An 11,287-nucleotide genomic window follows, 5' to 3' on the forward strand; every position below is an offset into this window, starting at 1 on the left:
TAAATCTTGCATACAACTAGAACTTAGCTAAAGAAAAAGGATTTACTTTACATTTTATTTTACTATACATAACCTTTCGCAGGCGCGTCAAAAGGCATCGTATGCGCTAGGGTAATGCCCAGTTGAGCACATGCATATTGCAGGGTTTCGGACCGATAGATTTTCCCGTTATCCGCATAAATGATAGTCGGCTTTCCACGCCGGATCAAGGCTTCCTTGGTCACTTCCCTGAGCCCGCCAAATTTCTCGGAGATAAAGAATTGAGCGTACGGAACGAGCCTGGAACAGTCATCAATATAGGCGATGAGAAATGTTTTCTTCATCTTTCCATTGATTGGAATATAGGGACCATGCGACAAATCCGCCTGCCACAATACGTTGACCTTGTCATAGGCAAATCGCTTCCGTTCCTTTTCCGGATGAAAACTGATATGATTTCTGCCGGCCAGCTTGTGTTTTTTCAATAAACGGTTTATAGTGGCATAAGAGACTTGATTTTTTGTGATCTCTCCACGTTTGATCAGTTGTTCATAGAACACACTGACCGGCATGTGGAGGGATTCTTTTCTTATGTCCAAAATATGGTCCTTGTCATCTGGGGACAGTCTTCTGGAATTCCCCCGATCCGAGCGCCTTTTTGGCTTCAAGGCATCAAATCCGTTCCTCCGGTAATGAAGAAGCCACTCCTGTATGGTTTTGGCTGCGATTGTTCTTTCTCCGTAGTATGGAATCTGATGGATTTTTCCTTCCAACTGCTCGAAATATTCCTTTGATTCTATCTGTCCGTTCAGCAGTGGGGCAATCAGCCCATAACGAAATAAAGCAATGTCTTCCCTTGTTTTTTCATTCATCGAAACATCCTCCTTTGATCAGAAGGACAACCGGTTATCCATTGCTTTTATTCTACTTTTTCCGTCAATTGTTTCATAGGCAAGATTTATGTGGGAACGCTTTATTTTTTTCTCACGATAAATATGGTAGAATGAATTTGCCCATAAAGTATGATGATAAGTGCCCCCAGCTCCTTCGAAAGAAGGTGGATTCGCCAATATCCTGGAGCTAATCGGGCTTGCTGCCCAGAACTACTGGATGGTTCTGCTAAGCCGGATCATTCAGGCTACAGGAGCATCCGTCATTCCTGCACTTTCAATGGTTGTCCCGGCACGTTATATCCCAACTGAACGGAGAGGAAAAGTGTTAGGAATCATGGCCAGTGGACCCGCACTTGGAGGAGTGCTCGGTCCTATTGCGTCTGCTTTCGTTTCAAGTTTCGCGCATTGGCGGTGGTTGTTTGTTATTCCGTTACTAACTTTGATTGCATTGCCACTATTTCGCCGTTACCTAGCTTCTGAAAAAGTCCGCTCTCCTACTGGTATGGATTGGTGTAAAGAGTCACTTTATCCCCTCTGAAACAGGCTTATATTTTTCAAATTCCTCCAGTACGATTTCTGTACTTTCCTCAAATAATATGCTAAATTTTTTGCATATTATTGGAGGGAGTTTTTTTATGATCATTCCACATGATTTTGGTATTGGGCTTGAGGAATATGAAGCAAGAGGAAAAGGAAATGATTTCCCCGTATTTGACAGGTGCCCCGGCTGCCAATGTATATCCCAAGGGAATCTGCACCGTAACGGTTTTTATTGGCGGTACGGCATTGATGAGGCTGATCAGGCCCTGCGCATCCCTATTTGCCGACTCAGATGCCTGGCCTGCGGAGTAAATATTTCGATCTTGCCTGACTTCTTGATTCCCTATTTTCAGCACACGCTACATGCCATGGTTGAAAGGATTGATCGTATCCTTAAGGGAAGGAAAGTCGATGGAAGCCGCCAACAACTGGCCCAGCACCTAAAACGCTTTTACAACAGGCTCCATTGGATCCATACCTTTTTCATAGATTCTGGAGATCATCTGGGTTTTTCGCAAAACCTAAAAAAAGAAGCCCTAAAATATGTGAAAAAGGGAGCCAACCGATAGCAGAAGGAGTCCCATCGTCAATAATGATTTGAGTCGGTAACGGTCTGATAGTTTACTATAGATCATGGAACCGATGGCATAAACGAGTAGATAAGCGGAGGATACCCAACTAACCTGCCTGTATGTCAGTTCGTATTCTTGGCTGATTTCAGGAAGTACGATGTTAAACATCGTTGCGCTCATCATCGAAATAACTATCGTAAAGACCATTGTGCGAATAAACTTGTCGTCAATGGTGAGTTCGATTGTTGATTCTTTTATGGTTGTAAACGTAGTTCCCCGTGTATCACTTCCCATATTTATTTACCTCCTCCCATGTATAAGTTCTGTTGTCGGCTGACCACGTTCATTATATAATTAGGAATACATAATGAAAAATACATGTTTTGTTATATTTTCATATACTGAATGTAATGAATAAGGAGGGGAAAGGAATGGAACTGCTACAGCTTAAATATTTTTTAACCGTGGCTAAATTAGAACATATGACGAAAGCCGCACAGGAACTTCGTATCGCCCAGCCTGCCTTAAGTAGAACGATTCAGCGCTTGGAAGAGGATTTGGGGGTACCATTGTTTGACCGTAAAGCACGTCAAATTCGTTTGAACCCTTTTGGAAAGGCATTTGAAGCAAAAGTGAAGGCTGCAATCCATTTGCTCGAAGAGGGGCGTCGGGAGGTGGAAGATCTATCAGGCTTAAAACAGGGTCGTATATACCTGGCAGTTATGAATATGGAGCAGGTTAGAGAACCTTTGCAGAAATTTTTGGCTGAACATCCAGAAGTTAATTTCCGGATGTTTCAATCCTCTATGGAGGATTTTGAGAACATAGAAACAAACCAAGAAGTAGACTTCTATTTAACTTCGTTTCCGATTCAGCAAGAAGGATTCAGTGAAATCCCATTGGTAACAGAAAAGCTCTATCTCGCTGTGCCGCACGGACATAAATATGCAAATCGCAAAGCCATTCACCTTAGTGAAGTATCAGCAGAACCTTTTGTTGGATACAAAGAAAATTCTCCTTTACGGATGATGAATGATGACCTTTGTGATAAAGCGGGTTTTCGTCCAAAGATGGTGTGTGAAACAGAAGATCCAGCCAGTATCGCAGAACTTGTTCGTTCTGGATTTGGTGTTGCCATTGTCGGTGGGTGTAAAAGCGGAGAGGAGATGAACTTAGTCAAACTGCCAATCGAAGATCCTGCAAGTGAAAGGATTTTTCGGATAGCGTGGCAGAAAGATCGTTATTTATCACAGGCAGCTGTTGCATTCCGAGATTTTATCGTCACCTATTTCAGGGATGAAGAATACACAATAGGAAGCGAGGGTAGAAAAGCATTGATGCTACGATAGAAAATGACCTATTTTTGGTTCGCGTCTGAAAATGCCATTATTTAAAAGCCCAATTTATTGAATATGAGAAATTGGGCTTTTTGTTACTCCACAAATCAGATCCGTTTGTTCGAAAGATTATTTAGCTTAACATTTTTCTACACGATAATCCGAATACCCGATTTTTGTTGTCTAGCTCCAGCGCCTATCGACTAGCAGACTTCGCGCCTCCAGGGGTGCTCCTGCGCCATAGCTTATTCGATGAAGCTTTGTTCAGCTCGTCGCAGCTGCAAAGAAGCTTATTCAAGAAGCACGTGCTCCTGCGCCATAGCTTATTCGAGGAAGTTTTGTTCAGCTCGTCGCAGCTGCAAAGAAGCTTATTCAAGAAGCACGTGCTCCTGCGCCACAGCCTATTCGGGGAAGCTATGTTCAGCTCGTCGCAAAGCGCACGAAGCTTATTCTAAAGAAGTAAACTCATGATGCTTTGAAGCAAGCTGCTTGGCTCGTTCCTCGCCGCGTTTCCTTTATCTCGTCAGAGGCACTCTTGTCTAGTTGCAGACGGCAGGGGCTCGAGGTCGCTTCGGTCAATCCAACGAAGTCAAAGAACGACTTCGCTGGATTGCCCTCCAGCGCTTGTCGCCCCTAAGCGGCCGTCTTCCACATTTCAGCTCAGTCTGTACGTCGATGTTCTAATTTAAATCCGCCCCGCTTCAATTTATTGCCAAATTTGAATTCTATATAAAAAACCGCTCATCCTTCAAAAGGAGTAAGCGGGTTTTAATCGTTCTATAACTCATTCCGACGTTGTCAGGGATGCCTGAACTTCCGGACTGATTTTCGGGTAAGGATAGTTAATTTTTTCATCAAATTCCACCCAGTCGAGATTTGCCATCAATAGCAGGTAGCGTTTGCCGGTGGACGGGTCGCTGATGATGATGTGGTCACGACCAGCCGTTTCTACGCGCCCGTGGTAAACCATTGCATTCCATTTGTTGTTACCTTGATAAGTAAAATAGAATGTACCTACCTTACCTTTGTTGAAGCGTAAGATATTTTCGATAAATGATTCTTGCACCGCGCCTGCCAGAAGTTGCTGGGCAGTCCCCATCGGGACCACCGGGGCGGCATACGAGGGGCCGGAAGGTATAGCCATCGGAGAGCCAGCAGGTTGTTGGCGACTGGTCCGAATCATGGAAGCTGGATAAAAACCAGGATAATAATTCATTGGATAATAACCAGAGTCTCCACTAGTCATAGGAAGATCAACTCCTTATTAATTTATCTATAAAACTCTGGGCAATAGCCCGGTACCCCGACATAGAAGCAATGGTTCTTGTACGCAAAATCGAACCTCGTATTGGGGGATCTTGGCATTGTTTCGGTACAAGGAGCCCGGTACTTTTTCCCCGGACTGGGGTTAAAAAACCACAAATTCATCCTTGCGCGAGGTTCCCTATCACCGTTCAACAAATTCCTAGCCCTCTGGAGGTCGGCTTCTTTGGGACGTTGTGTATACAATGTTCCATTTAAGACAGGCTCGAAGTGAGGAATACTGGTTCCAGGTATGGTTTGATAAATCGCATGTCTAATATTGCGCAACCCATTGAAGTCAGGAGCACAGTCTGCCTCGACTCGATTAGCCACAACCGTTCCTACCATGTTCATCCCTTGAACACCTTCACCGATTGCTTCCGCCAGCATCAGCCTCGCCAACTCCTCCACGTCGCGTGAAGTATGCTTTATTCGTCTGCCCATTTTCTCACCACCTTCGGCTTATACAAGTAACTTATTACCTGAAGCTGGATTTGGTAACTTGCCTATGAGCCCAAATCAAGATATTAGGACATACGTTTGCCCGTTTTCCCGACAAGGCGAGCATTGCACTAACAAACACACATGATTTTACACTCACACCCCGGGATGAAAATGTATTGTTCCGGGGTTTTGCGTTTTGTCCAATTACATAAACTGCAATGGAGAGTAAGTTTACGTATGCTTTAATGATGGTTCTATCCTGTGTAAGAAACTGTTTGGGTCGCATTCGGCTTCAAGGGCCGAAAAAAGATATATTACTGCAAACACGCCACAAAAGCCAACTTTTTGTGTACGTACGGTAGGTGTGAAAGAACTTCCATCGCCCATCAGCCTAGTCAACGTTGCTCGATAATCGGCCGCTATTCCGAAGTATTGATAAACGTCCAATTTCAATTTAAATATTGGGAAGTTGGGCTTTTTAATATCTGCTTCTAGTGCAAAATAGCGCTTAGAGCAGGGGCAAAATAACTCCAAAAGTGCCGCCATTGCAGTTTGAGGATGGGGTTAAAATTAAAGTCGTTACCAAGGGGAATAAGTGGATAAAAAGCGCAGGCTTTTCCTACTATTAACTACTATCATAATATTGAACGCAACTTTAGCAAGTGAAGAATCGACTAATCCTTGATATAGCCGAACTTCACCAAAGAAAGCCACCGGAAATGCTGTAGTATTAGTTGTCCGATTAGATTTTCGGATATTGAACATTTAGTTTTTGAGTAAGTTACTCAGACTGCAGAAGCTTTTGGATTTGTTGTTTTAATACAGGAATTTTATTTTGAACAACATCCCAAACAATCCTATAATTTATGGAGAAATAGCCATGAATCATCATATCTCTCATCCCGGCCATCTTTCTCCATTCAATATGCTGATTCCTTTTTCTTATTTCCTCAGGAATGTTTTTAGTTGCCTCTCCTATGACTAATATGTTTTTAATTACCGCATCAGATACCAGGTCATTGTCTAGAAAATCATCATATGAAAGGCCTTTTGTGAAGCTTTCAATCTTTACCGCAGCTGCATAGATGTCCTCCAAAAAGACTTTAGGCTCCCTTCGCATATTTGGCACTCCTTAAGATAATCGGCTTTAAAGCCGGCTTAATATCATCCAAAATAACCAAATCTACTTTCTTATTAAAAAGGTCCTCTAAAATGAACTTTAAATCCATATAGTTATCAAAAGTCAGAGCGTCTTCAACAAATTCGACTAACACATCAATATCACTTGACTCCTTTTGTTCCCCTCTTGCGTATGAACCAAACAGCGCGATACGCTTTACACCGTATGCTTTTTTCCACGCTTTTAAGTTTTTTGAGAGCTCCTCAAGGATTTCCTGTTGCGATAACATATAAATCACCGCCATTTCTCGATATTCTCCATTATAACACTTCACAATAAGATTATTCGCTGTCAAACAGCCGATTGATATTGTACTAAGCCCAGGATAAAAACAGTAAATATTCACGATCGCTCTCCTCTTTTTGCAAAAGATGGATTCAAAGCGAAAATCAGCCAAAGGAAAACAACAGAAAGCAGCAGAGCGGCCGTTATGACAATAGGAAAGGCAATCATCAATGAATCTGCCAAAAATACAAAAATGGTTTGGACGGCAATGGCCGCGATAATGATGCACATCAATAAATTCAGCCACTTTTCCTTGATGAATGACGTTAATTTTCCGCCAATCAACACACCAATAACCCCGCTTATGCCAAGCGGCAAAATCACATCCATCCGAATAAAATCTCCGCCCAATTTTCCCATGATGGTCCCGACACATAGCATGCCGCCGACCACCATCCCGGTCCCGACAGCCTGCCTGACTGTCAGATGAAAAAGCCGCAAAAAGATGGGCATGTACAAAAATCCCGCAGCTACGCCGATCAAACCACCAACCCCTCCAACGATCAAACTGAGAAAGATGGAAGTAAAGTAGGGAAAGGAAGCATTGTCATGATGATGCTGTCGTCTATCGGGTAAAATAATGGCCAGGGCAGCCAGCAGACAGAAGAATGCAAAGACCCCTTGCAGCCAAGCGTCGCCAATAGAATTCGCCAAAAGAGACGATGCGAGACTGGAGATAACTGCAGGAATGCCAAAGAAAACAACAATCTGTTTCATGTTTAAATCCCAGCCATACAAGGTTGAAAACAGGATAAGCATGCTCGTCACAATAATGCTGCCGCCAACGGAGACCATCCCCGAAATAACTCCTGAAAACAAACCGATCAAAAATGCCAACATCCACACAAAAAATCACCTGACAATCTGTTAAACTGCAATCATTAATTTACAATAAGTGAACAGTATTTCTGTTATCTTCCATTTTACACTTTTGGAAGGCCGGAAGAAATTGCTTTTCGGATATTCATTTTTCCACATTTGTTCCAGTTTCCCGGCTAGGGCTTTTTGTTTTACAGATGCCAGGCCTAAAATGGAAAAAGCACTTTCCTTGTTACAGGAAAGCGCCCTTTTATGGAAGTTTATTACTCAATATTATTGAGGATACCTATTTTGAAAAATGAACTTATATTAGAAACAATAACTAATACCAACTGTATCTTTATCTAATTATTTCTGCTCCATTGAGGAGTTAATACCACTCATTTTTGCCAGACGGTGACGATAAATTGGAACCGTCTCCTTCCAATAATCAGGTGATTAACTGCTCGATTCTCATAGATAACCCAACAATTCATCATAATGACGCTTCCAGTGTCTGGCGATTTCCTCTTAAGAAGATATATCATCATAAGCTGGTGAAACAAGCGGGGCAGCCTGTAGAACCTTAACTAAGACTACTGCCTTTATGCGGCTTGGCCCGATTCATGAATAAGGGCACTTTTCTGAAACAACTAGAGCACAGATTTAACCTAAAACCGCTTAATTCTATATAAATTAACATATCTAGTCGAACAAGATATTCTGAAATTAGATATAGTAAGGGGAGTTATTGTTTATCCAGAAGTTTTTGATTTTCTCTCCAATATACTCATAAAGTTTTTTCTATAGTAAAACAACAAATAACCATGAGTAAGGACAAGTATAACTGCTAAAACAAGTAACGAATGGTCTAGGAACAAATGAAGTAAAAAAATATTGGCTACAATAGGTGATAATATTGCAATGGCTAGTGGGGAAAATTGGTTGATTATAAGTAAAATTCCACATGCAACTTCTAAAGATTTTTCTGCAATTAACAGATATTTAAACTCGAATAATGCCATTGCTTCGGGGCTAGTTGCAATAAATGGTTCAAATCCAAAGATGACAAAATAACCATTAATACCCGCAACCAAAAAAATAATCCCTAAAAATAATCTGCTTATTTGCATAAATATTTTAGACAGTTTGCACTCCTCCTATTAAAGCTATTACAACTCGAAAAGTTATAACTCAACTTTCGCAGAGTGAAATCGGCAAATAAGCCTTGATATAACTAGGAAGGCCGGTGACCCACTGCTCAAGTTGACTTTGGATTAACTTTTTGATTCTTTTATTCGTCTGTTTTAATGCGTCCTGAAGAAGCTCGATTAACTGCTGCAAAGCAACAGCCCAATCAAGTTCATTGACTTCATCACACAACTCGTAAAAAAGCCCGCCAAGTGTGCGCTGGTCAGTGTGACAGCGATTTTGCCACGCAAGAACTATAAAACGAGCAAAAACAATGGTTGTATGACTAATAAGCGCATCATATGACCGGCTTTGAAACTCTTTCTCGAGTTTTAAGAGGGATTTGGCCGTCTTAAAGAAGACCTCGATATCCCAACGCATGCCATAGATTCGGATGATCTCTTGGTCGGTAAGGCTGCAGTCGGTGCTCAAGATGGCAAGCCATTCACTTCTTTTGTTTCTGTTTCGAATGAAAACAACCTTTACGGGTGTCCCATTAGCCATCACTGTATGGATGGAACGAAGAACTCCTTTCTTTCTCTGTACTGGTTGAGCCATGCGGTAGAGTTGCTTTAAAGAAACAGGGTTTCCATTTACGATATAGCGCTGCTTTGTTTCTTTGACCATCCCAATCACATCCAAGCCTTGCTCAACAATCGCTTTGACAAGTGGCGGTAGTGTGAACCAGGAATCCATGAGGACATAACTGGCGTCTACCCCATTAGCCAGGGCACGCGCAATCATGTCAGGAATTTGTTCAGGCGCTGATTGCAGGGCATTTTCCCGGCGCTTGTAGCCGCAGGTGCGTTTGTCAATCTGCGAAGAGATTCCATTGATTTGAGATTTCTTTGAACTTAGAAGGGAAAAATCGATTGGCATGAATGTGCAGCCATCAGACCATCCCAAAGCCAGCATTCGAAATCCTTTGTAAAAACGCATTTTAAGAGAAGCGTGATCAAAGCAGCGTGCCAGCAATTCAACCTTTTTACTGCGGTTTCGATCATAGGCAGAGTCATCCAAGATGAAAACTTTGGGACGTTTCTTATCTGTCAGGCGAGTGACCTTTTGAATTGTATGAGAACTTAAAAGCAAAAGAAAACGGCGCCAATTAAACGTTGACTGATTTAAGAAACGGTACACCGCATCTTTGCCCGGATATTTATCAGCCTTCTTTGAGTCAAGAAGGGAAAACCAGTTTCTGTGCTGGAAAATCAAACTGAATACAAGCTGAAATAAGTAAGCACAACTGAAACCAAAGGATTTTTTAATACCTGCCTGACGCAAATGCTTATTCATTTCGAGCTCAGAAAAAACGGAATCAAGTTCTTTTGGCAGTTGATTATGTTGGCTTTTTTGATCTATCATAGTAAGAGACGCCTCTTCTGTGGTAGTGATTTCTCGACAATCTCACTATACCAAAGATTGAGGTGTTTTTTCATTTTTTACCAAAGTTGTCAAGCAATAATTTCGATAGAGCATTAACTCAGTATTGCCAACGATTAGTACTTATTTTGTTGGTGCGAAAGTTGAGTTATAATAATAAAACCAAAAAATATTTAAGGTTGGTGTGCTTATTCAAGTAAACTCCGACCAAATCTTTATTCCAGTTTTTTCCTCCCAGAATTGGAGGAGATAAAAGTTTATCTTAACGGATAAGCGTTTATTAAAAATCACATAGTAGAGACAAGGGTTAAGCTTTACATTTTTCCTTTACCTTTTGGTGTATTTCCCATTGAAATAGAAATACGATTCCACATATTGACTTGATTGATAATTAATATTAAATCTACATACTCTTTTTCATCATAAAATTTCCTTACTTGCTCGTATAGTTCATCGTCCAGCCTTTTTTCAGCAATGTAAGTCACATGTTCTGCTAATTCAAATGCCAACTTATCCTTTGCAGAGAAACAATCAGCATCTTTCCATGAAGATAATTGTTCTATTTCTTCTTCTGAAGCCTTTAATTTTTTAGCTTCTTTTGTATGCATTTCTATGCAAAATTGACATCCATTCATTTGAGAAACTCTAAGTTTAATTAGTTCTCTTAACTTTATATCAATAGAGGTTTTTCTTGAATACTGTTCCAATTCCATGATACTTTCAAATGCTTTCGGTGCAATTTTAAAATAATTTATTCGATTTTTCATATTTGTAAACCCTGCCCCTTTGACAATTGCTTTGCTAAGAAGCTTACTCATTTTTATTCCTCTTTTCTTTAAAAATGATTGTTGTGCAACACTTGTTGCATTCTGGATCATATTTTAAAATGAAGTGAATGATTTTGCAATACTATTCAAATAAGTACGACATTTTATAATGAAATGTTGCATTTAAAGGAGAGAGAACCATGAATAAGCAAACAAGTAATCCAATTGCTCAAAAATCAAAAAAATGGTTTATTGATGCCTTATTGAAATTAATGAAAAAACAGCCTTATAAAGAAATTACTGTGAAACAACTGTCTAAAGAGGCAGGATTAGATCGTAGTACATTCTATAGAAATTTTGATTCAAAAGAAGATATTTTACTGTTGCACCTTAGAGACATATCGGAAGAATATATTGACAAATTAAGACCCATTTATCAATTAGATATGGAAAAGCAAGCTTCTATCTTTTTTGAATTTTTTAATGAAAATAGAAGTTTAATTTCCCTATTACATCAAAACGATCTATCTATTCTTTTATTAGACGTTCATGCCGCTTCCGCGGCACCATCAGCAGGATGAAAATGGATCAACGTCGAAGTATATTTTTACGGCTG

Annotated in this window: 13 protein-coding genes and 1 pseudogene; 4 read left to right on the forward strand and 10 right to left on the reverse strand. The window is 40.7% G+C overall.

The features are described from left to right. Nucleotides 1-65 precede the first annotated feature (65 nt). Nucleotides 66-851, reverse strand: a pseudogene (locus AB1L08_RS19725) (helix-turn-helix domain-containing protein); the annotation flags it as partial. A gap of 160 nt (nucleotides 852-1,011) precedes the next feature. Between AB1L08_RS19725 and AB1L08_RS19730 the strand changes: the two are divergent. Both AB1L08_RS19730 and AB1L08_RS19740 read left to right on the forward strand, forming a co-directional pair. Further along, nucleotides 1,012-1,410 carry an MFS transporter gene (locus tag AB1L08_RS19730; RefSeq protein ID WP_413066340.1) on the forward strand — a complete coding sequence of 133 codons (399 nt, stop codon included), beginning with the start codon at nucleotides 1,012-1,014 and terminating at the stop codon, nucleotides 1,408-1,410. 97 nt (nucleotides 1,411-1,507) lie between these two features. After that, nucleotides 1,508-1,981 (forward strand): DUF6431 domain-containing protein, encoded by a 474-nt coding sequence (locus AB1L08_RS19740; protein WP_489686536.1) that lies wholly within the window; start codon nucleotides 1,508-1,510, stop codon nucleotides 1,979-1,981. Here AB1L08_RS19740 and AB1L08_RS19745 read toward each other — a convergent pair. Beyond that, the gene (locus tag AB1L08_RS19745) at nucleotides 1,949-2,278 is read right to left on the reverse strand and encodes an MFS transporter (RefSeq protein ID WP_413066341.1); all 330 of its coding nucleotides are present in this window, start codon (nucleotides 2,276-2,278) and stop codon (nucleotides 1,949-1,951) included. The two genes, AB1L08_RS19740 and AB1L08_RS19745, sit on opposite strands and share 33 nt — an antisense overlap. Before the next feature lie 137 nt (nucleotides 2,279-2,415). Between AB1L08_RS19745 and AB1L08_RS19750 the strand changes: the two genes are divergently transcribed. Then, nucleotides 2,416-3,333 carry a LysR family transcriptional regulator gene (locus AB1L08_RS19750; RefSeq protein WP_413066342.1) on the forward strand — a complete coding sequence of 306 codons (918 nt, stop codon included), beginning with the start codon at nucleotides 2,416-2,418 and terminating at the stop codon, nucleotides 3,331-3,333. A 772-nt stretch (nucleotides 3,334-4,105) separates the two neighbouring features. On the opposite strand, the gene gerQ is transcribed toward AB1L08_RS19750, so the two are convergent. The 8 genes from gerQ to AB1L08_RS19790 all read right to left on the reverse strand — a co-directional run bounded on the left by gerQ (nucleotide 4,106) and on the right by AB1L08_RS19790 (nucleotide 10,671). Further along, nucleotides 4,106-4,567, reverse strand: a complete 462-nt coding sequence (gene gerQ, locus AB1L08_RS19755) for a spore coat protein GerQ (RefSeq protein ID WP_413066343.1) — start codon at nucleotides 4,565-4,567, stop codon at nucleotides 4,106-4,108. A gap of 23 nt (nucleotides 4,568-4,590) precedes the next feature. Then, nucleotides 4,591-5,067 carry a cell wall hydrolase gene (locus AB1L08_RS19760; RefSeq protein ID WP_413066344.1) on the reverse strand — a complete coding sequence of 159 codons (477 nt, stop codon included), beginning with the start codon at nucleotides 5,065-5,067 and terminating at the stop codon, nucleotides 4,591-4,593. 781 nt (nucleotides 5,068-5,848) lie between these two features. Continuing rightward, on the reverse strand, nucleotides 5,849-6,163 hold the full coding sequence (locus AB1L08_RS19765) for a HepT-like ribonuclease domain-containing protein (protein ID WP_413066345.1): 315 nt from the start codon (nucleotides 6,161-6,163) through the stop codon (nucleotides 5,849-5,851). A 7-nt stretch (nucleotides 6,164-6,170) separates the two neighbouring features. After that, nucleotides 6,171-6,491 carry a nucleotidyltransferase family protein gene (locus AB1L08_RS19770; RefSeq protein ID WP_413066350.1) on the reverse strand — a complete coding sequence of 107 codons (321 nt, stop codon included), beginning with the start codon at nucleotides 6,489-6,491 and terminating at the stop codon, nucleotides 6,171-6,173. A gap of 98 nt (nucleotides 6,492-6,589) precedes the next feature. Continuing rightward, nucleotides 6,590-7,372, reverse strand: a complete 783-nt coding sequence (locus tag AB1L08_RS19775; RefSeq protein WP_413066351.1) for a sulfite exporter TauE/SafE family protein — start codon at nucleotides 7,370-7,372, stop codon at nucleotides 6,590-6,592. 713 nt (nucleotides 7,373-8,085) lie between these two features. Next, a complete protein-coding gene (locus AB1L08_RS19780) occupies nucleotides 8,086-8,427 on the reverse strand; it encodes a hypothetical protein (RefSeq protein WP_413066346.1) in 342 nt (113 codons plus the stop codon). A 97-nt stretch (nucleotides 8,428-8,524) separates the two neighbouring features. Further along, the gene (locus AB1L08_RS19785) at nucleotides 8,525-9,886 is read right to left on the reverse strand and encodes an IS4 family transposase (protein ID WP_413066347.1); all 1,362 of its coding nucleotides are present in this window, start codon (nucleotides 9,884-9,886) and stop codon (nucleotides 8,525-8,527) included. A 332-nt stretch (nucleotides 9,887-10,218) separates the two neighbouring features. Beyond that, nucleotides 10,219-10,671 carry a carboxymuconolactone decarboxylase family protein gene (locus AB1L08_RS19790; protein WP_413066352.1) on the reverse strand — a complete coding sequence of 151 codons (453 nt, stop codon included), beginning with the start codon at nucleotides 10,669-10,671 and terminating at the stop codon, nucleotides 10,219-10,221. Nucleotides 10,672-10,871: 200 nt separating this feature from the next. On the opposite strand from AB1L08_RS19790, the gene AB1L08_RS19795 reads away from it, so the two are divergent. Next, nucleotides 10,872-11,252: a TetR/AcrR family transcriptional regulator gene (locus tag AB1L08_RS19795; RefSeq protein WP_413066348.1), complete on the forward strand. Its 381-nt coding sequence runs from the start codon at nucleotides 10,872-10,874 to the stop codon at nucleotides 11,250-11,252. The last annotated feature ends 35 nt before the right edge of the window (nucleotides 11,253-11,287 follow it).

It is taken from the genome of Siminovitchia jepli (assembly GCF_047228825.1).
In the GTDB taxonomy this organism is placed as follows: Bacteria; Bacillota; Bacilli; order Bacillales; family Bacillaceae_C; genus Siminovitchia.

What these genes read in the sequence shown, in the direction of transcription:
- AB1L08_RS19740 (WP_489686536.1), top strand. Translation starts at nt 1,508, where the DNA reads ATGATCATTCCACATGATTTTGGTATTGGGCTTGAGGAATATGAAGCA.
- AB1L08_RS19745 (WP_413066341.1), bottom strand. Translation starts at nt 2,278, where the DNA reads ATGGGAAGTGATACACGGGGAACTACGTTTACAACCATAAAAGAATCA.
- AB1L08_RS19750 (WP_413066342.1), top strand. Translation starts at nt 2,416, where the DNA reads ATGGAACTGCTACAGCTTAAATATTTTTTAACCGTGGCTAAATTAGAA.
- gerQ (WP_413066343.1), bottom strand. Translation starts at nt 4,567, where the DNA reads ATGACTAGTGGAGACTCTGGTTATTATCCAATGAATTATTATCCTGGT.
- AB1L08_RS19760 (WP_413066344.1), bottom strand. Translation starts at nt 5,067, where the DNA reads ATGGGCAGACGAATAAAGCATACTTCACGCGACGTGGAGGAGTTGGCG.
- AB1L08_RS19770 (WP_413066350.1), bottom strand. Translation starts at nt 6,491, where the DNA reads ATGGCGGTGATTTATATGTTATCGCAACAGGAAATCCTTGAGGAGCTC.
- AB1L08_RS19775 (WP_413066351.1), bottom strand. Translation starts at nt 7,372, where the DNA reads ATGTTGGCATTTTTGATCGGTTTGTTTTCAGGAGTTATTTCGGGGATG.
- AB1L08_RS19785 (WP_413066347.1), bottom strand. Translation starts at nt 9,886, where the DNA reads ATGATAGATCAAAAAAGCCAACATAATCAACTGCCAAAAGAACTTGAT.
- AB1L08_RS19790 (WP_413066352.1), bottom strand. Translation starts at nt 10,671, where the DNA reads ATGAAAAATCGAATAAATTATTTTAAAATTGCACCGAAAGCATTTGAA.
- AB1L08_RS19795 (WP_413066348.1), top strand. Translation starts at nt 10,872, where the DNA reads ATGAATAAGCAAACAAGTAATCCAATTGCTCAAAAATCAAAAAAATGG.